22 protein-coding genes are annotated in these 22,325 nt (G+C 72.7%); 10 read left to right on the top strand and 12 right to left on the bottom strand.

Features of this window, described 5'->3' with window-relative positions; genetic code table 11:
* Positions 1 to 65 precede the first annotated feature (65 nt).
* The 11 genes from AB0946_RS19530 to AB0946_RS19480 all read right to left on the bottom strand — a co-directional run bounded on the left by AB0946_RS19530 (position 66) and on the right by AB0946_RS19480 (position 11,732).
* A complete protein-coding gene (locus tag AB0946_RS19530; protein WP_366761842.1) occupies positions 66 to 1,400 on the bottom strand; it encodes a GTP-binding protein in 1,335 nt (444 codons plus the stop codon).
* Between the two features lie 2 nt (positions 1,401 to 1,402).
* Positions 1,403 to 2,338 (bottom strand): sulfate adenylyltransferase subunit CysD, encoded by a 936-nt coding sequence (gene cysD / locus AB0946_RS19525; RefSeq protein WP_366761841.1) that lies wholly within the window; start codon positions 2,336 to 2,338, stop codon positions 1,403 to 1,405.
* Positions 2,335 to 2,871: an adenylyl-sulfate kinase gene (gene cysC, locus AB0946_RS19520; protein WP_366761840.1), complete on the bottom strand. Its 537-nt coding sequence runs from the start codon at positions 2,869 to 2,871 to the stop codon at positions 2,335 to 2,337. The genes cysD and cysC overlap by 4 nt, the downstream gene beginning before the upstream one ends.
* 26 nt (positions 2,872 to 2,897) lie before the next feature.
* On the bottom strand, positions 2,898 to 3,608 hold the full coding sequence (locus tag AB0946_RS19515) for a phosphoadenylyl-sulfate reductase (protein ID WP_366761839.1): 711 nt from the start codon (positions 3,606 to 3,608) through the stop codon (positions 2,898 to 2,900).
* Complete coding sequence (locus tag AB0946_RS19510; protein WP_366761838.1) at positions 3,605 to 3,787, bottom strand: hypothetical protein; 183 nt, start codon at positions 3,785 to 3,787, stop codon at positions 3,605 to 3,607. The genes AB0946_RS19515 and AB0946_RS19510 overlap by 4 nt, the downstream gene beginning before the upstream one ends.
* The gene (locus tag AB0946_RS19505; protein ID WP_366761837.1) at positions 3,784 to 5,481 is read right to left on the bottom strand and encodes a nitrite/sulfite reductase; all 1,698 of its coding nucleotides are present in this window, start codon (positions 5,479 to 5,481) and stop codon (positions 3,784 to 3,786) included. The genes AB0946_RS19510 and AB0946_RS19505 overlap by 4 nt, the downstream gene beginning before the upstream one ends.
* 125 nt (positions 5,482 to 5,606) lie before the next feature.
* Positions 5,607 to 5,690: a putative leader peptide gene (locus AB0946_RS19500; RefSeq protein WP_366762074.1), complete on the bottom strand. Its 84-nt coding sequence runs from the start codon at positions 5,688 to 5,690 to the stop codon at positions 5,607 to 5,609.
* 127 nt (positions 5,691 to 5,817) lie between these two features.
* Positions 5,818 to 6,390, bottom strand: coding sequence for a GNAT family N-acetyltransferase (locus AB0946_RS19495; protein ID WP_366761836.1), 573 nt, complete (start codon positions 6,388 to 6,390; stop codon positions 5,818 to 5,820).
* A gap of 643 nt (positions 6,391 to 7,033) precedes the next feature.
* Positions 7,034 to 8,368 carry a hypothetical protein gene (locus tag AB0946_RS19490; protein WP_366761835.1) on the bottom strand — a complete coding sequence of 445 codons (1,335 nt, stop codon included), beginning with the start codon at positions 8,366 to 8,368 and terminating at the stop codon, positions 7,034 to 7,036.
* Positions 8,369 to 8,522: 154 nt separating this feature from the next.
* Positions 8,523 to 9,818: a GAF domain-containing protein gene (locus AB0946_RS19485; protein ID WP_366761834.1), complete on the bottom strand. Its 1,296-nt coding sequence runs from the start codon at positions 9,816 to 9,818 to the stop codon at positions 8,523 to 8,525.
* 279 nt (positions 9,819 to 10,097) lie between these two features.
* The gene (locus AB0946_RS19480; protein WP_366761833.1) at positions 10,098 to 11,732 is read right to left on the bottom strand and encodes an acyl-CoA dehydrogenase family protein; all 1,635 of its coding nucleotides are present in this window, start codon (positions 11,730 to 11,732) and stop codon (positions 10,098 to 10,100) included.
* A 141-nt stretch (positions 11,733 to 11,873) separates the two neighbouring features.
* Between AB0946_RS19480 and AB0946_RS19475 the strand changes: the two genes are divergently transcribed.
* On the top strand, positions 11,874 to 13,055 hold the full coding sequence (locus AB0946_RS19475) for a YihY/virulence factor BrkB family protein (RefSeq protein WP_366761832.1): 1,182 nt from the start codon (positions 11,874 to 11,876) through the stop codon (positions 13,053 to 13,055).
* A 156-nt stretch (positions 13,056 to 13,211) separates the two neighbouring features.
* The gene (locus AB0946_RS19470) at positions 13,212 to 13,901 is read left to right on the top strand and encodes a helix-turn-helix domain-containing protein (protein ID WP_366761831.1); all 690 of its coding nucleotides are present in this window, start codon (positions 13,212 to 13,214) and stop codon (positions 13,899 to 13,901) included.
* Here the strand turns inward: AB0946_RS19470 and AB0946_RS19465 are convergent.
* Complete coding sequence (locus tag AB0946_RS19465) at positions 13,881 to 14,285, bottom strand: VOC family protein (protein WP_366761830.1); 405 nt, start codon at positions 14,283 to 14,285, stop codon at positions 13,881 to 13,883. The two genes, AB0946_RS19470 and AB0946_RS19465, sit on opposite strands and share 21 nt — an antisense overlap.
* Before the next feature lie 425 nt (positions 14,286 to 14,710).
* Here AB0946_RS19465 and AB0946_RS19460 point away from each other — a divergent pair, with 425 nt between their 5' ends.
* From AB0946_RS19460 to AB0946_RS19425, 8 genes are all read left to right on the top strand, one after another.
* Positions 14,711 to 15,367 carry a ThuA domain-containing protein gene (locus tag AB0946_RS19460; protein WP_366761829.1) on the top strand — a complete coding sequence of 219 codons (657 nt, stop codon included), beginning with the start codon at positions 14,711 to 14,713 and terminating at the stop codon, positions 15,365 to 15,367.
* Between the two features lie 159 nt (positions 15,368 to 15,526).
* Positions 15,527 to 16,390 carry an isocitrate lyase/PEP mutase family protein gene (locus AB0946_RS19455; protein ID WP_366761828.1) on the top strand — a complete coding sequence of 288 codons (864 nt, stop codon included), beginning with the start codon at positions 15,527 to 15,529 and terminating at the stop codon, positions 16,388 to 16,390.
* Positions 16,387 to 16,641: a hypothetical protein gene (locus AB0946_RS19450; RefSeq protein ID WP_366761827.1), complete on the top strand. Its 255-nt coding sequence runs from the start codon at positions 16,387 to 16,389 to the stop codon at positions 16,639 to 16,641. The genes AB0946_RS19455 and AB0946_RS19450 overlap by 4 nt, the downstream gene beginning before the upstream one ends.
* Before the next feature lie 550 nt (positions 16,642 to 17,191).
* A complete protein-coding gene (locus AB0946_RS19445; RefSeq protein WP_366761826.1) occupies positions 17,192 to 18,760 on the top strand; it encodes a carboxylesterase family protein in 1,569 nt (522 codons plus the stop codon).
* Positions 18,761 to 18,980: 220 nt separating this feature from the next.
* A complete protein-coding gene (locus tag AB0946_RS19440; RefSeq protein WP_366761825.1) occupies positions 18,981 to 19,271 on the top strand; it encodes a lactococcin 972 family bacteriocin in 291 nt (96 codons plus the stop codon).
* A 142-nt stretch (positions 19,272 to 19,413) separates the two neighbouring features.
* Positions 19,414 to 21,504: a hypothetical protein gene (locus tag AB0946_RS19435; protein WP_366761824.1), complete on the top strand. Its 2,091-nt coding sequence runs from the start codon at positions 19,414 to 19,416 to the stop codon at positions 21,502 to 21,504.
* A gap of 28 nt (positions 21,505 to 21,532) precedes the next feature.
* Positions 21,533 to 22,201, top strand: a complete 669-nt coding sequence (locus AB0946_RS19430) for an ATP-binding cassette domain-containing protein (RefSeq protein ID WP_366761823.1) — start codon at positions 21,533 to 21,535, stop codon at positions 22,199 to 22,201.
* On the top strand, positions 22,198 to 22,323 hold the full coding sequence (locus AB0946_RS19425) for a hypothetical protein (RefSeq protein WP_366761822.1): 126 nt from the start codon (positions 22,198 to 22,200) through the stop codon (positions 22,321 to 22,323). The genes AB0946_RS19430 and AB0946_RS19425 overlap by 4 nt, the downstream gene beginning before the upstream one ends.
* Positions 22,324 to 22,325: the final 2 nt, after the last annotated feature.

Genomic DNA, 22,325 nt, shown 5'->3' with positions numbered 1-22,325 from the left:
GGGCGCCGCTGCCGACACGGCCGCCCTCCTTGGCGAACGTCGAGTAGAAGTCGGTGGGGTTCATCTCAGAAGTCCCAGCCGTCGTCGTCGGCAGCGTCCTTGACCGGCTCGGGGGCGGCGAACGACTCGCCGACCATGCCCGCGGTGAGCGTGGTGCCGTCGGCGGGGTCGATCAGGATGAAGGAGCCCGTGCGGCGCGAGTCGGCGTAGGAGTCGACCGGCAGCGGCTCGGCGGTGCGGATCTTCACCCGGCCGATGTCGTTGGCGACGAGCTGTCCCGGGTGCGGGTGCAGGGACAGGTCGTCGAGCGTCAGCCGGGACGGGATGTCCTTCACGATCGCCTTGACCGTGCGGGTGCCGTGCTTGAGCAGCACCCGGTGACCGACCGTCAGCGGCGCGTCGGCGACGTGGCAGACGGTCGCCTCCACGTCCTGCGTGGTGGCCGGGGCGTCCTTCGTCGGCACGATCAGGTCGCCGCGCGAGACGTCGATGTCGTCCGCGAGCCGCACCGTCACCGACTGCGTCGTCCAGGCCACGTCGACCGGCTCGCCGAGCAGGTCGATGCCGGAGATCGTCGAGGTGCGGCCGGACGGCAGGACGGTGACCCGCTCGCCCACGCGGAAGGTGCCGGCCGCGATCTGGCCCGCGTAGCCCCGGTAGTCCGGGTGCTCGGCGGTCTGCGGCCGGATCACGTACTGCACCGGCAGCCGCGCGTGGCAGTGCGCCAGGTCGTGGCTGACCGGCACGGTCTCCAGGTGCTCCAGCACGGTCGGGCCGCCGTACCAGTCCATGGTCGCGGACGGCTCCACCACGTTGTCGCCGGCCAGCGCCGAGATCGGGATCGCGGTGACCTCCGGGACGCCCAGCTCGGTCGCGTACGCCGTGAACTCCTCGGCGATCGCGGCGAACACCCTCTCCTCGTACCCGACGAGGTCCATCTTGTTGACGGCGAGGACGACGTGCGGGACGCGCAGGAGGGCCGCGATGGCCGCGTGCCGGCGGGTCTGCTCGACCACGCCGTTGCGGGCGTCGACCAGGATCACCGTCAGCTCGGCCGTGGAGGCGCCGGTGACCATGTTGCGGGTGTACTGCACATGGCCCGGGGTGTCGGCGAGGATGAACCGGCGGCGCGGGGTCGCGAAGTAGCGGTAGGCGACGTCGATGGTGATGCCCTGCTCGCGCTCGGCGCGCAGGCCGTCGGTGAGCAGCGCGAGGTCGGGGGCGTCCTGGCCCCGGCTCGCGGAGGCGCGCTCGACGGCCTCCAGCTGGTCGGCGAGGACCGACTTGGAGTCGTGCAGCAGCCGCCCGACGAGCGTGGACTTGCCGTCGTCGACGGAGCCGGCGGTGGCGAACCGCAGCAGGGTGGTGGCCGGGAGCGCCTCGGTCGTGGTCGTGCTCATGCTTAGAAGTACCCCTCGCGCTTGCGGTCTTCCATCGCGGCCTCGGAGAGCTTGTCGTCGGCGCGGGTCGCGCCCCGCTCGGTCAGCCGGGACGCGGCGATCTCGGCGATGACCTTCTCGATCGTGTCGGCGTCGGAGTCGACCGCGCCGGTGCAGGACATGTCGCCGACGGTCCGGTAGCGCACCTGCCGCTTCTCGACCGTCTCGCCGTCCTTCGGCCCGCCCCACTCCCCGGCCGTCAGCCACATCCCGCCGCGCTGGAACACCTCGCGCTCGTGGGCGAAGTAGATCTCCGGCAGCTCGATGCCCTCGCGGGCGATGTACTGCCAGACGTCCAGCTCGGTCCAGTTGGACAGCGGGAAGACCCGGACGTGCTCACCGGGGGCGTGCCGGCCGTTGTACAGGTTCCACAGCTCGGGGCGCTGGCGGCGCGGGTCCCACTGGGAGAACTCGTCGCGCAGGGAGAACACCCGCTCCTTGGCGCGGGCCTTCTCCTCGTCGCGGCGGCCACCGCCGAACACGGCGTCGAACCTCTCGCTCTGGATCTTCTCCGTCAGGGGGAGGGTCTGGAGCGGGTTGCGGGTGCCGTCGGGGCGTTCCTTGAGCACACCGCGGTCGATGTAGTCCTGGACGGAGGCCACATGGAGCCGCAGGCCATGTGCGGCCACCACACGGTCGCGGTACTCGAGGACCTCCGGGAAGTTGTGTCCGGTGTCCACATGGAGCAGCGCGAACGGCACCGGCGCGGGGGTGAAGGCCTTCAGCGCGAGGTGCAGCATGACGATGGAGTCCTTGCCACCGGAGAACAGGATCACCGGGTTCTCGAACTCGCCCGCGACCTCGCGGAAGATGTGGACCGCCTCGGACTCCAGCGCGTCCAGGTGCGACAGCGCGTACGGGCTGTCCGTGCCCTCGTCCACCGTGGCGACCGTGGTCATGCCAGTCCCCTCTCGCTCAGCAGCGCGTACACCGACGCGGCCGACTCCTGGACCGTCTGGTGCTGCGACTCGATCCGCAGATCCGGCGTCTCCGGCTCCTCGTAGGGGTCGTCGACCCCGGTGAGCCCGGTCAGCTCGCCCGCGGCCTGCTTGGCGTACAGCCCCTTCACATCGCGCACGCTGCACACCTCGACCGGGGTCGCCACATGGATCTCCAGGTACGGCGTCCCGTTCTCCTCGTGCCGCTTGCGCACCGCGTCCCGGCTGTCCGTGTACGGCGCGATCACCGGCACCAGCGCCTTGACGCCGTTGCGCGCCAGCAGCTCGGCGACGAAGCCGATGCGCTGTACGTTGGTGTGCCGGTCCTCCCGGGAGAAGCCGAGGCCCGCCGAGATGAACTCGCGGATCTCGTCGCCGTCGAGCACCTCGACACGGTGGCCCCCGGCACGCAGCCGGTCCGCCAGCTCGTGCGCGATGGTGGTCTTGCCGGCGCTCGGCAGACCCGTGAGCCAGACGGTGGCTCCGGTCGTCACGTGGTTCTCCTGAATCCGCTCGTTCGTCATCCGTGCAGCCCGCACTCGGTCTTCGCGCGGCCCGCCCAGCGGCCGGCCCGCGCGTCCTCGCCCTCCAGGACCCTGCGGGTGCACGGGGCGCAGCCGACGGAGGCGTAGCCGTCCATCAGCAACGGGTTGGTGAGCACGCCGTGTTCGGTGATGTACGCGTCCACGTCGTCCTGCGTCCAGCGGGCGATGGGCGAGATCTTGACCTTCCGCCGCTTCTCGTCCCAGCCGACGACCGGCGTGTTCGCCCGGGTCGGGGACTCGTCGCGGCGCAGGCCCGTCGCCCACGCCTGGTAGTTCTCCAGGCCCTGCTCCAGCGGCCGGACCTTGCGCAGCGCGCAGCACAGGTCGGGGTCGCGGTCGTGCAGCCTCGGGCCGTACTCGGCGTCCTGTTCGGCGACCGTCTGCTTCGGCGTGAGGGTGATGACGTTGACGTCCATCACGGCCTCCACGGCGTCCCGGGTCCCGATGGTCTCCGGGAAGTGGTAGCCGGTGTCGAGGAAGACGACGTCCACGCCCTTGAGCACGCGCGAGGCGAGATGGGCGACCACGGCGTCCTCCATGGAGGAGGTGACGCAGAACTTCGTGCCGAAGGTGTCCACGGCCCACTGGAGGATCTCCAGCGCGGAGGCGTCCTCCAGGTCACGGCCCGCCTGTTCGGCGAGTGCCTTCAACTCCTCGGTCGTACGCTCTTCCTGAGCCGTCGTCATATCAGGTCGTCCCCTCCGTTGTCGGCTCGCTGCAGCCCCCGGGCGAGCAGCCCGAGGAACTTCAGCCGGAATGCGCGGTTGCACGCGGCGCATTCCCAGGCGCCGTGACCCTCGCCGCTCGGGCGCAGGTCCTCGTCGCCGCAGTAGGGGCAGTAGAAGGGCGCGGCCCGCTCGCTCACGACAGCGCCTCCTCGCTCGCCCGCGCCGCCCAGGTCGCGAACCGCTCGCCGTCCTCCCGCTCGGCCTGGAACCGCTTGAGCACCCGCTCGATGTAGTCGGGCAGCTGCTCCGCGGTGACCTTCAGGCCGCGTACCTTGCGGCCGAAGCCCGCCTCCAGCCCGAGCGCGCCGCCCAGGTGCACCTGGTAGCCCTCGACCTGCTCGCCCCGGTCGTCCAGGACCAGCTGGCCCTTGAGACCGATGTCCGCGACCTGGATACGGGCGCAGGCGTTCGGGCAGCCGTTGAGGTTGATGGTGATCGGCTCGTCGAAGTCCGGCAGCCGGCGCTCCAGTTCGTCGATCAGCTGCGAGCCGCGCTGCTTGGTCTCCACGATGGCGAGCTTGCAGAACTCGATGCCGGTGCAGGCCATGGTGCCGCGCCGGAAGGAGGACGGCCGGGCGGTGAGGTCCAGCGCCTCCAGGCCCTCCACCAGGGAGTCGACCCTGTCCTGCTCGACGTCCAGAACGATCATCTTCTGCTCGACGGTGGTGCGGACCCGGCTCGAGCCGTGCGCCTCCGCGAGGTCGGCGATCTTCGTCAGCGTGGCGCCGTCGACCCGGCCGACGCGCGGTGCGAAACCGACGTAGAACCGGCCGTCCTTCTGCCGGTGCACACCGATGTGGTCGCGCCACTGCTGCACCGGCTGCTCCGGGGCGGGCCCGTCGACCAGCTCGCGCTTGAGGTACTCCTCCTCCAGCACCCGGCGGAACTTCTCCGCGCCCCAGTCGGCGACGAGGAACTTCAGCCGGGCCCGGTTGCGCAGCCGCCGGTAGCCGTAGTCGCGGAAGATCGAGATGACGCCCTCGTAGACGTCCGGGACCTCGTCGATCGGCACCCAGGCACCGAGCCGCACGCCCAGCTTGGGGTTGGTGGACAGACCGCCGCCGACCCAGACGTCGAAGCCCGGGCCGTGCTCGGGGTGGCGGACGCCGACGAACGCGACGTCGTTGATCTCGTGCACGACGTCCAGCAGCGGCGAACCCGAGATCGCCGTCTTGAACTTGCGCGGCAGGTTGGAGTACGCCTTGTTGTTCAGGACGCGGCGCTTCATCTCCTCCAGCGCCGGCGTGGCGTCGATGATCTCGTCCTCGGCGATGCCCGCCACCGGGGAGCCGATCATCACACGCGGGGTGTCACCGCAGGCGGTGACGGTGGACAGGCCGACGCCCTCCAGCCGTTCCCAGATCTCGGGCACGTCCTCGATCCGGATCCAGTGGTACTGGACGTTCTGCCGGTCGGTGATGTCCGCCGTGCCGCGCGCGAACTCCTGCGAGATCTCACCGATCACCCGCAGCTGTGCCGTGGTCAGCGCCCCGCCGTCGATGCGGACGCGCAGCATGAAGTACTCGTCGTCCAGCTCCTCCGGCTCCAGGATCGCGGTCTTGCCGCCGTCGATACCGGGCTTGCGCTGGGTGTACAGCCCCCACCAGCGCATCCGGCCGCGCAGGTCGTTCGGGTCGATCGAGTCGAAGCCGCGCTTGGAGTAGATCGTCTCAATGCGTGTCCGCACATTGAGACCGTCGTCGTCCTTCTTGAACTGCTCGTTGCCGTTGAGCGGGGTGAAGTGGCCAACGGCCCACTGGCCCTCACCGCGGTGACGGCTCACCTTGCGGCGGGGCGCGGAGGCGGCGGGGTTCTGTGGGGTGGCGGCCATGGAGGTACGTCCTTCGGGACAGGCGGGTGAGCGGCTGACCTGCGCGTGCGTGCGCATGCGGCATGGGTGCGCGTCATTGCGCACACGGGATCAGGTACGAGAGGGAGCGGCGGTGCTGGGAGGCGTCAGCTCGCCGGACAGATGGCGCTGGACATGCGGCCGAGGTCGACGTGCCGCCGACTCACCAAGGCAATTCCAGTTCCGCGCATGACGGAAGCGTGTCACGGCGATCTGGACACAGTCCAGCTTCATCCATCATGCGGACACCCATGTCCCGGAATGTGGGACAAGGGTGTCGTCGCTCACAAGCGTCGCCGGAGGGCTTGTCCCGGCAGGTCAGGCCGGGTATGCGCCGGGCCAGGGGCCCGGCGTGGCCACGTCCGGCTCCAGCTCCACCCTGGTGTCGAACAGCTTGAAGCCGCGCCGCTGGTAGTTGGCCATCGCGAACTCCCCGTCCTTGCTGCACGTGTGCAGCCACACCCGCTTCGTCGGCGTCCGCCCGGGCCACCGCTCGGCCAGGTCCCACGCGCGGGCCGTCCCGTACGCCAGCAGGTGGCCGCCGATGTGCCGGCCGCGGAAGGCGGGGATCAGCCCGAAGTAGACGATCTCGACCGCGCCCTCGTCCTGCGCCTCCAACTCGACGTAGCCGGCCGGGGTGCCGTGGTCGTAGGCGACCCAGGTCTCCACGCCGGGCCGCTCCAGGTACTCCCGCCACCGCGCGTGGGTCCAGCCCAGCCGGTCGGTCCAGCGGATGTCGCCGCCGACCGAGGCGTACAGGAACCGGCTGAACTCGGGGGAGGGCACCTCGGCGCGGACGATCCGGACGTCGCCGTCGGGGGCGTCGGCGGGCAGGAGGTCGGCCGGGGAGGTCTGCTCGAGGGACCAGGTGGTGACAGGGGCGCTGCTCATGCGGGCCAGCGAACCATCCCGCTGCCCGGTCTGTCGATCGGGTCCGGCGACATCGTCCGGAGCCGAGCGGCACGAGGACGTTCCCCTCGGGGCCGAGGGGAACGACAGCCCCTGCTGCCGGGGACACGGCAGCCCGTCCGAACCGAGGGACGCGGGTGCTCGCCGGTACGGGCTCGGGGGCAGGGCCACCCCCGCAGCCGAGGGGCACGATGGCTCTCGGAGCCGAGGGTCGCGGCAGCTCCCGGCGGAGGGGTGCGTGCCGTGCCGGCTGGGGGACGCGCGTGCCCGCCCGTCCGAGCTGAGGGGCGGGGCCGTCCTCGCCGTCGAGGGGCGCATTCGCTCTCGGGCCGAGGGTCGCGGCAGCTCCCGGCGGAGGGGTGTACGCCCCTGGTGCCGAGGGCGGGACTGCCGGTGCCGGCTGGGGGACGCGCGTGTCCGCCCGTCCGAGTTGAGGGTCCGAACCCTCCTCGCCGTCGAGGGGCGCATTCGCTCTGGGGGCCGAGGGCCACTGCCCGTCCCCGGCGGAGGGGTGCGCGCCTGCCTCTGGGGCCGAGGGGCACAGCGGTCGGCGGGGCCGGGCGGGGCAACGCGTCCGGAGCCGAGCGGGGCAACGCGTCCGGAGTCGGGTGGTGCAGGCCAGTCGTCAGTCCAGGGAGCGGTCCAGCTCGGCAAGTGGCAGCGCGAAGAGCATGCGGTCGGACAGCGACCACACCTCGCCGGTCTCCTGCCAGTAGGAGAGGGAGCCCGCGTCCTGCGCCCAGCAGCGGTCCGAGGCGTCGGCGCCGCAGCGGGCCGCCCGGGCGCCCCGCGTGTCCTGCCGCCACAGCCCGCCGTGCCCGTCCTGCGACTCGGGCAGCCGTCCCACATACCAGGACGGCCGGTCCGTCCCGGGTTGCCGGTACGACAGCAGGCCCCGGATGCCGTCCGCCCGGGTCCGGTACGCCTCCACCGCGTCCGCGCGCCCCCAGGCGTCCGTGGCGAGCGGCCCGGGACGCGCCGGATCGTCGCTGAAGGCGTACCGCCACAGCCGGGCGCGCCGGTCGCCGCCGGGCGCGGTCCACTCCGCGGCGACCAGGCTGTCGGGCGTCGTGCCGCGGTCGAGGGCGAGTGCGCCGGGACAGGGCGGGCCCGAGGGGGCGCAGCGGCCGGAGGTGAAGCGGTACGAGGCGACCGCGGGCAGCACGAAGTCGTGGCCGTCGGCGGACCAGCCGCCGGCCACGCGGCCGATCGCCGGCCCGTCGACCGTGGTGCGCTGGATGCGGTCGAGGTCGTAGACGTAGAGCGCGTCGGCGCCGCCGGCCGTGGCGGTGACCAGCAGCTTGTTCCGGTGCCAGACCATGCCGGAGACGCCTGAGGTCAGACCCCGGTAGTCCCGGCCGCCGTCCACCGGCACGACCAGGAGAACCCAGCGGTAGGAGAGGTGGGCGGGGTCGTCCGCGTCGACGAAGGCGACCCGGGCGAGGCCGCGCTCGGCGGGGCGGCCGGTGGTGGTGCGGTGGGTCCAGCCGGCGAGGAGGACCCGGTGGGTGCCCCAGACGCCGTCCTCGTCGGCGTCCCCGGAGGTGGTCACCGAGGCGGGCCGCCAGTCGTCGGTGGCGGTGTCGGCCGGGTCCCAGCAGTAGGCGCGGGAGGCGGCCGGGGCGACGGGCAGGGAGGCGCGGTCGCCGGCGGAGCAGCCGTCGCCCTGGCGCATGACCCGGTCGGTGCTCCGGAGCACCGCGTCCACGCCGACCGGATGGCCCATCGCGGCGGCGAGCCGGTCCAGGGAGCGCGCGGGGACGCGGTGCTCCTGGAGGCGGAGCCGGCTGGTGTCCGCCGGGGAGGTCAGCGGCTTCAACGCGCCCGGGTCGTCGGTGACGTCGGCCTGGGAGGCGCTGATCAGGGTGGCCGCGGCGGTGAGCGCGAGCGCGGTGCCGGTCAGGACCGCGCGCAGCGCCGCGCCCCGTCTGCGTCGGCGGTGTCTGCCGCGATGCTTCATCTCTCCTCCAGAGGGCGGGCCAACTGCGTCTCACGATCCGTGGGTTGACGCGAGGAGCAGGTGGGGAGGCCCGTACGGGATGCTACGGCAGGAAGGAGCCGCGCAGGGCCAAGACCGCGCAGATGGGCGGAAGACGCACGCGCGGGCCGGACGGTCACCCTTGTTCGGGCTGCTCGGTGCGGACGTCGTGCGCGGCATTCCGCTTACGGGTCACCGCTGGTGCCGTCGACTGGGGGAGCAGGTGGGACGCATCCTCAGGAAGGATCACGTCCACTTCCGCATCGTCACGGAAACGATACGGCCGGTGCTGAAGGAGGTCCCCAAGATACCTGCGGATCCTGGACATCTCGGCCCGTACGGTCACCGTCCGGGAGGGATCGCCGAACAGGTCCCCGGCCAGTGCCGCCGCCCCGCGCCCGGCACGGTGCTCGGCGAGCAGGAACAGCAACTCGGCGTGGCGCGGGCTCAGTTCCCGCGACCAGGAACCCGCCGAGGCCGTGACCGTCATCGTGCACCGGCCCGGCCGGCCGAGGTCCAGTACGATCCGGCCGGCACCGGCGCGCGGTTCCTCCTCCGCCCGCAGCAGCCAGCCCCCGGCCAGCGGCTCCACCGCGCAGGAACCGAGCGAGGGCAGCCAACGGCGGCCCGGCGCCAGCGTCCTGGGCAGCGTCACCCGCCGCACGTACGGCATTCCGGTCACGGCCGCCGCCCAGCCGTCGCGGTCCACCACCAGCGCCCGCCCGTTCAGCCGGGCCAGCACCGGCGCCGCCACCGCCCGCAGCCGCTCCAGCGAGGCCAGATGAAGCTCCCGCAGCCGTGCCTCGGCCAGCTTGGCGACCGAGTCCACCCAGGCGAGGGTCGCCGGATGCATGGTCTCCAGCGGGCCGCTGACGTCCACCACGCCGAGCAGCCGCCCGTCCCGCGGATCGGTGATCGGCGCGCCCGAGCAGGTCCACGACACGTGCGACCGTACGAAGTGCTCGCCGGCGAACACCTGGACCGGCCGCCGTACCACCGCCGGGGTGCCCACCCCGTTGGTGCCGACGACGTCTTCCCGCCAGTCCGCGCCGAGTTCGAAGCCGAGCCCGTCGGCCTTCCGCAGGACCGACGGCGCTCCCTCCCGCCACAGCACGCGCCCGTCGGCGTCCGCGACGACCATGATGTGCCGGGCGACGTCCGCGACCGAGAGCAGCCCCTCCCGCAGCACCGGCAGGACATGCCGCAGCGGCGACTCCTCCCGCCGGCGCCGCACCTCGTCCGAGGGCAACAGCCCGGACCTGAAGTCGCGTTCGGGGTCGACACCGCTGCGCAGCATCCGTCCCCACGACTGCTCGATCACCGGACGGGGCGCCAGCCGCGTACGCTGGCCGGCCAGCGTGGCCTCGCGCACCTCGCTCAGCACCCGCGCCGCCTGCGCCGCGTCCACGGCGGCCAGACGCGCCACGTTCATCGGCGGGTTCACCACTGCGGTCCTCCCGGAAAGGGGCGTCGAAAGACACGTGCGCAGCCGTCCGGGCGGCGGTTTCCGGTCCGGCTGTGCCTCTCATACTGCCGTTCCGGACATGGCGGAGGCACAGACTCCGCGCATGTGCCCCCATAAGTTGCAACCCTCTGCAACCCTGGTGAACCGCCGGTGCCTGGCCGAGACTTGACCCAGGTGGTGGGGGGTGGTGCCGTGTCGGCGCAGCACCACCCCCTCCCTCCGGGGCCCCCGGCCGGGTACGCCAGGTCAGGCGGGCCGCGCTCGATCCACCACCGACTCCAGGTCCAGGCCCGCCGGCAGCGTGCCGAAGGACGCGCCGTGGTCGCCGCCCAGGCGGGAGGCGCAGAAGGCGTCGGCCACCTCCGGCGGGGCGTACCGCACCAGCAGGGAGCCCTGGAGGACCAGCGCGAGCCGCTCCGCCAGACGCCGGGCACGTCCCTCGACACCGTCCAGGTCGGCGAGTTCGGTGAACAGGTCCTTCACCGCCCGGTCCAGCCGGTGGTCCGCGCCGTGCGCCCGGCCGATCTCGGTGAGGCAGGCGTCCAGCGCGCCCGGCTCCCGCCGCAGCGCCCGCAGCACGTCCAGCGCCTGCACGTTCCCCGCGCCCTCCCAGATGGAGTTCAGCGGCGACTCCCGCACCAGCCGGGGCAGGCCGGACTCCTCCACGTACCCGTTGCCGCCCAGGCACTCGGCGGCCTCCACGGCCACCGGGGCGCAGCGCTTGGTGATCCAGTACTTCGCCGCCGGCACCGCGAGCCGCAGGAAGGCCCGCTCCTGCTCGCCGCCGTCGTCCCAGGCCGCTGCCAGCCGCAGCGCGAGCGCGGTCGCCGCCTCCGACTCCAGCGCCAGGTCGGCGAGGACGTTGCGCATCAGCGGCTTGTCGACCAGCTTCCCGCCGAACGCCTCCCGGTGCGCGCAGTGGTGCACGGCCTGCGCCACCGCCTGCCGCATCAGTCCCGCCGAGCCGAGCGCGCAGTCCAGCCGGGTCGCGGCGACCATCCCGATGATCGTGCGCACCCCGCGCCCCTCCTCGCCGACCCGGCGGGCCCAGGTGCCGTCGAACTCGACCTCCGCGGAGGCGTTCGAGCGGTTGCCCAGCTTGTCCTTCAGCCGCTGGATCCGGAAGACGTTGCGGGTGCCGTCGGGCAGGACCCGCGGGACCAGGAAGCAGGTGAGCCCCCCGGGGGCCTGCGCGAGCACCAGGAACGCGTCCGACATCGGCGCCGAGCAGAACCACTTGTGCCCGGTCAGCAGGTACGCGCCGTCCTCCGCGAGGGGCCGCGCCGCGGTGGTGTTCGCGCGGACGTCGCTGCCGCCCTGCTTCTCGGTCATGCCCATGCCGAACAGGGCACCGGGCTTCTGTCCGGCGGGCCGCAGCTCCCGTTCGTAGATCGTGGACACCAGCCGCGGCTCCCACTCGGCGGCCAGCTCGGCGTCGGCGCGCAGGGCGGGCACGGCCGCGTGCGTCATCGACAGCGGGCAGCAGGTGCCGGCCTCGACCTGCGTCCAGACCAGGAACCCCGCCGCCCGGCGCACGTGCCCCGACGGACGCGCCCAGGCGCCGGTCAGCCCGGCCGAGACGCCCTTGCCGAGCAGCCGGTGCCAGGCCGGGTGGAAGTCGACCTCGTCGATCCGGTGGCCGTACCGGTCGTGGCTGCGCAGCCGGGGCGGATGCTCGTCGGCCTGCGCCGCCCACTCGTGCAGCTGCGCCGAACCGGCGGCCCGGCCGAGCGCGGACAGCTCGGCGCGCACCTCCTCCAGGACATCGGCCCCGGTGTACCGGTCGACGGCCTCGACGAGGGCCCGGTCGGCGGTGAAGACGTCGTAGCCGGCCAGCGGCGGCGGCTGGTTCGTCACGGTGTGGGTGGAGGTGCCTGCCATGGTTGCGAACCTACCCGGGACGGCGGCGGTGATGGCTCCCAGAGTGGCACAGCGCCGGAAATCGACGCGTCCACCGATGCGTCCCCCGGTGATCGCCCCCGGAAGGTGAGGATCGGCCGGTGCGGCGGCTACCGTTAGGACGTGCAGCCAGCAAGTGAACCCCTCGAGCGGCCGGCCGGTCGGCTCCACCGCGCCAGAGCCCTCTACCGGAACGTCTCCAAGCGCAGGACCGCCTGGCTGTTGCTCAAGGACACCGTCAACTCCTGCATGGAGTACCGCATCCTGGGCCTGGCGGCCGAGGCGGCGTTCTTCACGCTGCTGTCCGTGCCGCCACTGCTGCTGAGCCTGATCGGACTCCTCGGCTACGTCGACGACTGGACCGGCGCCGACACCATCCACAGCCTGGAGACCAACCTCCTGGAGGCCTCCCGCACGGTGCTGTCCGACAAGGGCGTCAAGGACATCGCCGAGCCGATCCTGCACGACGTGATGAAGGGCGGCCGGCCCGACGTCATCTCCATCGGCTTCCTGTTCGCCCTGTGGTCGGGTTCCCGCGCGGTGAACGTCTTCATCGACACCATCACCGTCATGTACGGCCTCGACGGTGTCCGGGGCATCGTCAAGACCCGGATCATGGCGTTCCTGCTCTTCATCGTGGCGCTGCTGATCGGCTCGGTGGCGCTGCCGCTGATGGTGGCCGGGCCGGATGCGGTGGTGCGGATCCTGCCCTGGTCGGAGACGGTCGTCCAGGTCCTGTACTGGCCGGTCGTGATCGTCCTGTCCATCGTCTTCCTGACGACGCTGTACCACGTGTCCGTGCCGGTCCGCTCCCCGTGGATCGAGGACGTGCCCGGCGCGCTGGTCGCCCTGGCCATGTGGGTGCTCGGCAGCTTCCTGCTGCGCATCTACCTCACCAGCACCATCGAGGGCGCCACCATCTACGGCTCCCTCGCCGCCGCCGTCGCCGTCCTGCTGTGGATCGGTGTGTCCGCGTTCGCCGTGCTCGTCGGCGCGGCCGTCAACGCGGCCATCGACCGGGTCTGGCCGGCCGCGGCCACGGCCGCCGCGCGCGAGGCCAACGAGCGGGTGCGGCACGCGCAGGTCGCCGAGTACGTCGCCCTCGCCGCGGCGGCCCGGGAGACCGACCCCGACGATCCCGACATGCCCGCGGAGTTCCCCGAACGCTGGTCCCGCTTCCTGCCCCCGGAGGACGTGACGGCCCGCCTGCGCACCCACGCGAAGAACCCGCACCACGCGCACAAGGGGAACGGGCGCGCCGGGGGCGAGGACGGGAACGGGGACACGGCGCATCCGCTGCGGTGACCGTCCGGCCGTCCGGCGACCCCGTGACCGCCCTTTCCACCTCCGGGTGCGGACCCCGCGGTGTGCCGGGGCCGGCGGGGCGGTGCCGGCCGGAAGTGGGGTCCTGCCCTGCGCGCAGGCCCCGCACGGCCATCGCCGCGGCGTACGCTGGCCGCCGTGTACGTGGAGCGGGTGTCCAGGCTGGCCGGTGCGGTCGTGTGGACGAACTCTCCGGTCAGCGGCGGTGTCCGGCCCGTGTTGCCCGACGGGTGCATGGATCTGCTGTGGAGCGAGGGGCGGCTGCTGGTAGCCGGTCCCGACACCCGTCCCTACCTCCCCGAGGGCCCGGCGCGTTCCTGGGCGGGCATCCGCTTCTTCCCGGGCACCGCGCCCGCGCTGCTCGGCGTTCCGGCGCACGAACTGCGCGACCTGCGTGTGGAGCTGGCCGACCTCTGGCCCGCCGCGAGCGTCCGCCGGCTGTGCGACAGGATCGCGGCGGCTCCCGACCCGGCGAGCGCACTGGAGGACATCGCCCTCCACCGGGCGGCGGAGGCCGGCGCCCCGGACCCACTGCTGCGCCGGGTGGTGGAGTGCCTGGACACGGGCCGCACGGTGGCCGCGACGTCCGCAGGACTGGGCCTCGGCGAGCGCCGGTTGCACCGCCTCTGCCTGACCGCCTTCGGGTACGGCCCGAAGACCCTGGCCCGCGTCCTGCGCCTCCAGCGGGCGCTGGCCCTCGCCCGCTCCGGGACGCCGTACGCGGAGACGGCGGTCCGGGCGGGCTATGCGGACCAGCCCCATCTGGCCCGGGAGGTGCGGCGGCTGGCGGGGATGCCGCTCGGGGACCTACTCGCCGGGCGCGGGTAGCGGGGCGAACAGGTCGACCGCGTTGCCGTCGGGGTCGTGCACGGTGGCGTACCGCTGCCCCCAGAAGGCGTCCCACGGCTTGAGTTCCCCGTGATGCCCGGCGGCCACCAGGTCCTCGTAGCGGGCGTCGACCTCGGCGGGGGAGTCGCAGCGGAAGGCGAGCGCGACCCGCCCTCCGCCGGCGGGCGGCCGCCAGCCCGGGTGGAAGGAACGGATGGTCTCCTCGGTGTCCAGGGCGAGCACCAGCCCGCCGGGCAGTTCGGCCTCGACATGGGGCTGGTCCTCGGCTCCGTCGGGGAAGACCAGCCCGAGGCGGCGGTAGAAGGCGAGGGAGGCGGCCAGGTCGGAGGCGACCAGGCCGATCACGGCGAATCGTACGGTCATGCGGTCACCGTAGGCGGCGGCCGGTCAGCCCGTCTTGAAGGAATCGGACACCGGCGGGCTGCTGCGGGTGGCTCCAGGCCCCCGCGTAGGTCGCTACCGCGGTCCGGTGACCACTGGCGGGTGAAGAGCGGGTGTGGCGCAGCCGCCGGGCGCGGGAGTGGCCCCGGTCCGCCGCGTGAACTCGGTGACCGTCGCGCCCAGGCCGGGTGCAGCGCGGTCCAGGAGCGGCGGAATCGCGTTCACCGCGCGGCGGGTTACGGGAACGCCCCGGGAACGCCCCGCGCGACACCGCAGCGTTGGGAGGGCTCCCCCTGCGCGGCACCGGCGAAGGGCCGGGCGGTGCGGACCGGCCGAGCGGCACGTCTCACCCGGCGGCGCCGGACCGCCCTGCCGACCCGGCGTGCCCGCGCCTAGAGTCCCGTGCCATGCCTCCTCGTCTCCTCCTCTACACCCGGACCACCGACTACCGCCACGACTCCCTCCCGGACGCGGTCGCCGCCGTCCGGGCGCTGGGCGGGTTCGCCTGCGAGCACACCGAGGACCCCGCGGACCTCGAACGGCCGCTGGAGTCGTTCGCGGCCGTGGTCTTCCTCTCCACCAGCGGTGACGTGCTGACCCCGGCCGGGCGCGAGCGGCTGGAGCGGTACGTCCGGTCAGGCGGCGGCTTCGCCGGGGTGCACGCGGCGGCCTGCACCGAGTACGGCTGGCCGTACTACGGCGAACTCCTCGGCGCCCGCTTCACCCGGCACCCCGCCCACCAGCCGGGCCGGGTCCTCGTCGCCGACCCCGCCCACCCCGCGACCCGGCGGCTGCCCACCGTCTGGGAGTTCACCGACGAGTGGTACGACTTCGACCGCGTCCCGGGCGGCGCGGCACGCGTGCTGCTGCGCGCCGACGAGACGTCGTACGACGGCGGCGGGATGGGCGCGGACCACCCGCTGGCCTGGTGCCGCGAGCGGGGCCCGGGAGGCGGACGCGTGTTCTACACGGCCCTCGGCCACGCCGCCTGCGCCTACCGTGACCCGCTCTTCCTGGCCCACCTGAACGGCGGTCTCACCTGGGCGGCAACGGCCGCCCAGTGACGTTTCTGCGGTGAACCCGTTGCGCCGTTGGAGTGAGTAAAGCTGGCGTAGAGGGAAGGTCACGTGACTATCTAGAGATGCTCTTGTCTTGGCAAAGGGCGTCGAGACGCGGCGGTCCCCCTTCCGCCCCGCGTCACCCACCCACCGGAGGAGCCGACCTTGACCTACGGAAACAAGCTGCGCGAGCGCATCGCCGGTCCCGGAACCACTCCGCTGATCGGCGTGTACGACATGTATTCGGCGTCGATCGCGGCCAAGCACTACGACGGGATGTTCGTATCGGGCTTCGGCTTCGCGGCCTCGTACTACGGACTGCCGGACATCGGTTTCATCGCCTGGCCCGACATGGTGGCCTTCGTCCAGCGGCTGCGTGGCGCCTTCCCCCACCACCACCTGCTGGTCGACATCGACGACGGGTACGTCGACCCCGAGGTCGCCTGTCACGTCGTCGAGGGGCTGGAGCGCATCGGTGCCTCCGGGGTGATCCTGGAGGACCAGAAGCGGCCCCGCCGCTGCGGCCACGCCGACGGCAAGCAGGTCCTGCCCCTGGAGGAGTACCTGGAGAAACTGCACAAGGTCCTGGAGACCCGCAAGGACCTGGTCGTCGTCGCCCGCACGGACGCCACCGACGAGCACGACATCCTGCACCGCGCCGAACGGCTGGCGGCCACCGACGCCGACGTGGTGCTGGTCGACGGGGTGCGCAGCGTCGAGTGGATCAAGCGGATCCGTGAGGTCGTCGGGGGCAAGCCGCTGCTGTTCAACCAGATCGCGGGCGGCAAGTCGCCCCGGCTGTCCCTCGGCGAGCTGTCCGAGCTCGGCGTGGACGTCGCCATCTACAGCACCCCGTGTCTGTTCGCCGCGCACGAGGCGATGGACTCCGCGCTCGCCGGCCTGAAGGCGGCCGACGGCCGGCTGCCGGAGGTGGATCCCGCGAGCGGCGTCGGCGTGCAGGCCTCCACCAGCCTGCTGGAGCGCAACATCGCCCGTGAGCGGCTCGCCCCCGAGGGCGTGGGCGTGTGAGCGGTGCCGCACCGCGGCTCGGCATGGCCACGGCGGTGGCCGCCGCGCTCCTCGGGGCCGGTGCCGTGCCCGCGGTCGCGTCCGGAGGCCTGATCACCGTGATCGACAACTCCCACGCCGACTCCTGGCTGGAGGTCGACCGCGCGGCCAACGTCCAGACCGGCAGCGGTACCGCCGGCAGCGACCACGACGGCAGCGCCGTGGACGTGGTCGAGGCCCTCGTCGGGGCTGACCGGGGCGAGCGCGACTGACCGCGCAGTGCCCGGCGCGCGACGGCCGGGCACCCCCTGCGGGAGGTGCCCGGCCCTCGCCGTGCCGGCCGGGCACGTGCTCAGTCCTCCCCCCGGGCCGGGTCGGCCCTTCTCGCCGAACGCGACGTCCTCCTTCGGGCCGCGGCCACGGAGAGGGCCAGGGCCACGGCGTCGCGCGTGGAGTGCTTCATGCCCGGCGAACGGTTCCCTCCGGGCCCGGTGACCTCCCGCGCCCGGGCCCGCCCCCGGCATCACGCGTCCGGCCGCTCGGCCCGGCGAGCAGCCGGACGGTCCACGGGGGTCACGGGCGGCACGCGGCGGGGCCCATTCCGGGCGGGACCGCGCTCGCGCGCCACACCAGCCCTGTCGGCGGGACCGCGCTCGCGCGCCAGACCAGCCCTGTCGGCGGCTCCGTCCCCCCCGTGTCCCCGTCTTGCCCCGCCGTGCGCCGGACGGCCCACGCTGCGGATCCGTGCACCGGAATACGTCCCGCCGCCGTGGCGCTCTTGGTGGGACGAGGCACGCGCGCGTGGCGAAGGGCTGGTGGGCGATGACAGCAGACCAGACGGACCCCGTGGTCAGAACGCCCCACGGAGCCGTACGCGGCCGGTACGAGCGGGGGATCGCGGTCTTCCGGGGCATCCCGTACGCCGCCCCGCCCTTCGGCGCCCTGCGGTTCCGCCCGCCCCGGCCGCCCGAGCCCTGGGACGGGGTGCGGGACGCGGGCGCGTTCGGGCCGACCGCGCCGAAGCCGGCGTACTCGGAGGCGTTCGCCCAGTACCTGTCGGACCCCGTGATCCCCGGCGACGACTGCCTGAACCTGAACGTCTGGACCCCCGAGCCGGGGCCCGGTGCCCGGCTCCCGGTCCTGCTCTGGCTGCACGGCGGCGCGCTGACCAGGGGTTCCTCGGCGGTGCCGGTGTACGACGGCAGCACCTTCGCGCGCGACGGGGTCGTCTGCGTCTCGGTCAACTACCGACTGGGGGTGGAGGGCTACGGCCTGTTCCCCGACGCGCCCCCGAACCCCGGCCTGCGCGACCAGCTCGCCGCGCTGCGCTGGGTGCACGAGTCGATCGAGGCCTTCGGCGGCGATCCGGGCCGGATCACCCTGTGCGGGCAGTCGGCCGGTGCCATCAGCGCCGGCGTCCTGCTCGCCGCGCCGCAGGCGCGGGGCCTGGTCCGGCGGGCGGTGCTGCAGAGCGGCGCGCCCGAGGTCGTCGAGCGCGACAAGGTGCGGCGGATGGTGCGCCGGATGGCCGGCCGGCTGAAGATCCCCGCCACCGCCGAGGCGTTCGCCGCGGTCGACCGCGCGCTGTTGCTGCGCACACAGGCCGAGGTCGGCCGGCTCAGCAGCCCGGTGCTGGGCGGGCCCGCTTTCGGCATGGTCGTGGACGGCGACCTCGTTCCCCGCGACCCGATGAAGGCGCTGACCGAGGGCTCCGCCGCCGGGGACGTCGAGCTGCTCATGGGCTGGACCCGGGACGAGTACCGGCTGTGGCTGGTCCCCGGCGGACTGCTGGACCACGTCGACCGGCTCGGCGCGGTCGCCCTGGCCGGTGCGATGGCCCGCTGCCACGCCGGGCACGACGTGCCGCGCGGCTACCGGGCGCTGCACCCGGACGCCGGGACCGCCGAGATCGTCGGCCAGATGGTCACCGACCACCTGCTGCGGGTGCCGCTGTACCGGCTCGCCGACGCCCGCCCGGGCGCCAGTCACCTCTACGAGTTCGCGTGGCCCTCCCTGCTGCCCGGGCTCGGTTCCTGCCACGCCCTGGAGCTGGGGTTCGTCTTCGACAGCGGGGACGTGCCCGAGTCGCGGAAGCTCGCCGGTGAGGGCGCCCCGCAGGAGCTGGCCGACGCGATGCACTCCGCCTGGGTGCGGTTCGCGACGAGCGGGGACCCCGGCTGGGCGGCCTGGGACGCGACCCATCCGGTGCGGGTCTTCGGCGAGGGGGAACCGTACACCGCGCACGGTCCGCGGGATGCGGAGATCGACCTCTGGCCGACCGCCCGCGCCGTCCCGGAGCCCGGCCCCGCGTCCGGCGTGCGGGCGCCGGGGGCCGAGCTGGCGGCGGCGGTACGGCGTCTGCGGCGCTCGGTGGCGGTCCGCCACCGCTGACGAAGGCCCCCATCCTGTGTGATGGTCCGTCAGATGTGTGGTCCTTGTGAAGGGTGCAAGCACGTTTTGAGCCGCAAGTCCGTTGTATTACCGGAAACTTGACAGGCCTTTACGTCCCTGGGAGAGTCCTCGCCGATCAAGATCAACATTGAGATCAGGCCATACAAGGCCGAGATCAAGCCAAAGGCGAGATCATGTCTCGGAGAGAAGGAAGAGCCCTGTGAAGAGCAAGCGCAGCCTGAAGGTCGCGATAGCCGCCGGTGCCCTCGTCATCGCCGGTGCCACGCCGGCGCTGGCCACCATCTCCTACCCGGCGGAGGGTGGCACCTGGGACCACGGAGCCGGCACCTCGTACGTGTGGTCGGACTACTACCTGTCCAGCCGCTGCCACGGCTCGACCTCCGTCGGCGAGTACATCGACACCGACGAGGCGAGCGCGGGCAACTGGAGCATCACCCAGGCCGACGCTGCGCTGTACGGCAACAAGACGTACTACAAGACCAGCTGCTGACCCGTCGGGGCCGTTGAGCCCCTGCCCCTCGTGGTGAGGTGAGCGGCTCCGCCCGCGGAGAGAATGCCATGTCTCCCCGCGGGCGGTCCACTCCCCGCCTGTTCTGCCCTCCCGGAGCCGCGCTCCCCGATCTGGGTCGTCGATGCTGCACCGAAGTATCAAGTTCGTTCACGCCGCCGTACTGGCGTTCTCCGCTGTGCTCTCCTTCCTGTTCCTCCGAGACCTCGACGGACGCTGGGTCATGGGGCACACGGCCGTCGTCTGGGTGACGGACACCAAGGGGGAGGCCACCGGGGCGCAGGTCACCCGGGTGCTGGCCGAGTTCGCCGAGTCCCACAGGGCGACGGTCGCGCGTGAGACCCCCGACCTCAAGGAGCCGTACAGCCGACGGCACCTCTACCTGGCCCCCGGAGGCCCCCACTCCGACTGGCTGCGCGACGGTTACCCCGCCTTCGACCGCGACTACCGCACCGATGTGCACCCCGTCGCCGAGCTGGGCAACCGCGACCCGCGCGGCTACTACTACGTGTTCGGCTCGGACCGGGACGTCGACGAACTCGTCCGGACGTTCACCGGCCTCGGGTTCGAGGCGGCGCCCTACCACCCCTACTCGCTGGACCAGTTGACCCCGGCCTACTCCGACAGCGCCCTGCTCCGCTCCTTCTTCGTCGTCACCCTCGCCGTCGTGACGATGACGGGCGCCGGCGTCATGCTCAGCGCCAAGGGGTACGGAGTACAGCGCCTCCAGGGCAGGTCGTCCGGCCGGATACTGCTGCGGGACCTGCGGCAACTGGCCACCTTCTGGGCGGCGGCCTTCGGCGGGGTGACCGCCCTGGTCCTGGTGCTGCTCGGCCTCTACAACGGACTGGCCTGGTTCGGCGTCTTCGCCCTCGTCGCCCTGGGCATCGCCGCCGTCCTCGGACTCGTCTCCCTCGCCGTCCACGCGACCACGCTCCAGCTGACCTCCCAGACGGGCCTGTTGCGAGCGCTGAAGGGCGAACTCCCCGCCCGCACCGCCGCGATGAGCACCTACCTGGTACGCATCCCCGCGCTCCTGCTCGCCGTGAGCATCGCCGGTGACGTCGTCATGGCCGGACAGAACATCGCGAGCCGGGAAGCCGGCATCGAGACGTACCGGAAGATCGGCGACACCACCGCGATCGCCCTGAACGGCAGCACGGCGAGCGAGGGCGCCTTCGAAGTCCTGGACCGGAAGGTGGGCGGCTGGCTCCGCGAGGCCGACAGGGACGGGCAGGTCATCGTCGCCGGACACCGCAGACTCCGGCATCTGGGCGACCTGGCCGGCCTCCCGGACCGCGATCTGCTGATCGTCAACGAGTCCTACCTCGCGGCACAACCGGTGCTCGACGCCGCGGGACGGCGCATCCCCGCGACCACGGCCGAGGGGACCGGGGTGAGACTGCTGGTCCCCGCGGACCTGGACCGGTACACCGGCCGACTCGCCGCCGCGGTCCCCGAACTGCTGAACCCGAGCCGCCCCGAGACGATCGGCGCCGACCGGGTGACGGCCCTTCAGGCACGGGACCACCAGCGCCTGTTCACCTACAACCCCAGGGGCCGGCTCCAGGCCATGACCAACCCCGACGCGGACGAGTCCTTCGTCACCGACCCGGTGGTGATCGTCTACCCCGACGGCTCGCCCTCCCTGAGCAACCGGGGCTACGTGGCCTACGCCTCCCAGCAGAGCCTCGTCTTCAAGGACCCGGACGACGTGACGGACGGGATCACCAGGCACCACCTGGAGACCTACGTCACCGGGATGAGCCCGGTCGGACAGAACGCGGCCCTCAAGCTCCGCGACCTCGTCGCCGACTTCCGGCTCCAGTTGTTCAACCTCGGTGTGGCGGTCGTGGTGCTGCTCATCACCGGGGTCGGGGTCTGCATCGTCCACTCCCGGAAGAACGCGCAGACCATCTTCGCCCGGTACATCAGCGGCTGGCGGTTCACGGCCACCCACCGTGCGCTCCTGGGCGTCGAGGGGCTGCTGGCCGTCCTCCTCGCCGTCTGGGTGCCCTTCCAGGTGTGGTGGCAGAACCAGGACCTGGAGGAGTACCGCAGAACCGGTCTCAAACCGCCCTCCGAACCCGTCCGCATCACCGGCCTCGACCTCGGCGCCAACGCCGGACTCGTCGCCGTCGAGATCGCCGCTGTGCTCGCGGCCCTGGCCTTCTTCCACCGTCGGATCGTCAAGGAAGGGGCGGCAGAGTCGTGACCCCCCACCGTCCCATCGGAGCCGCCTCGTGATCGAGATCGAGAACCTGCGCAAGTCCTACGGCCCGCGTACCCTCTGGTCCGGCCTCGGTTTCACCGTTCGTGGGGGCGAGGTGCTGGCGCTGGTCGGGCCGAGCGGCTCCGGCAAGTCGACGCTGCTGAACTGCCTCGGCCTCCTCGACGCCCCGAGCTCCGGCGCGATCCGCCACGAGGGCCGGGACATCACGGGATTCGGCCCGCGCGCCGCCCGGCACTACCGGCGCGACGTCCTCGGCTACCTCTTCCAGAACTACGCCCTGATCGAGAACGCGAGCGTCGCGGCCAACCTCGAAGTCGCCATGAAGCCGCGGCGGAGGAGGACGAACGCTCCGACCGTCGCCGACGCGCTGGACCGCGTCGGGCTGGCGGGCCGGGAGAAGGAGCAGGTGCACCGGCTCAGCGGCGGCGAACAGCAGCGCGTCGCCCTGGCCCGCCTCATCGTCAAACAGCCCGCCCTCGTCCTGGCGGACGAGCCCACCGGCGCGCTCGACCACGACAACACCACCCTGGTCGTCGACATCCTGCGCACGATGAGCGAGGACGGCTGCGCCGTCGTCATCGCCACCCACAACGACGCGGTCCGCGACCGCTGCGACACCGTTCTGACCGTCGGAAGCACGACCCGACCCGAACCCGTGAAAGGAAGGCAGCTCGCATGAAGACACGTCTCACCTGGGCCGCTCCCCTCGCCCTTCTCGTCCTCGCCGCCATCGCGGTCTTCGCCGTCTACGGCACGCACGCCTTCACCATCCTGGGGCGGATCGGAACGAGGATCTTCTGAGC

This window comes from Streptomyces sp. NPDC046870, assembly GCF_040704595.1.
Lineage (GTDB): Bacteria > Actinomycetota > Actinomycetes > Streptomycetales > Streptomycetaceae > Streptomyces > Streptomyces argyrophylli.
The sequence above is the reverse complement of the archived record's forward strand: the minus strand, read 5'-3'. Positions and strand labels throughout refer to the sequence as shown.